Here is a 422-nt window from a genome sequence, read left to right as displayed (position 1 = left end):
CCCGAAGGCGCCGCGCGGCGAAGCAGTCAAGGGCGTAAGGATATTGGCGGCCACCACAATTGCCGCCGGCCATGCGGCCTGCCGCATCAGCATGCGGGCGAAACGACCGGCGCGTTCCTGGTAGGCATTGCCGGTCATGACGCTGCCCGCTCCGCAGCCTCGGCAAGATGAACCGGCCGGCCGGTCGTCATCAGCATCTCGCGGGCAAGCGCCGGCGTCCTGGCTCTGCCGGTCGCCACCAGCCATTCGGCAACAACGCCAGCGCTGCGCTGGAAGCCGAGCGCGCAGCACACCAACACGGGGCCGTCGCGGCGCGCACTCTCCAGCGCGCTGGCTGCCTGTTGCCGCATCGCCACTGGCGGCGGCAACAGGTCGATCATCGGAAAGCTGATCCAGCGGCAATCGGCTCGCGCCGGCTTTTC

Annotated in this window: 1 pseudogene; it reads right to left on the bottom strand. The window is 69.4% G+C overall.

Annotated features, from left to right (window positions below):
* Positions 1 to 134 precede the first annotated feature (134 nt).
* Positions 135 to 422, bottom strand: a pseudogene (locus EN935_RS40300) (serine/threonine protein phosphatase); the annotation flags it as partial.

Origin of the sequence: Mesorhizobium sp. M7D.F.Ca.US.004.03.1.1 (assembly GCF_003998635.1) — a bacterium.
GTDB lineage: Bacteria > Pseudomonadota > Alphaproteobacteria > Rhizobiales > Rhizobiaceae > Mesorhizobium > Mesorhizobium loti.
Note: the sequence above shows the minus strand (reverse complement) of the source record. Positions and strands in the feature narration are given on the sequence as shown.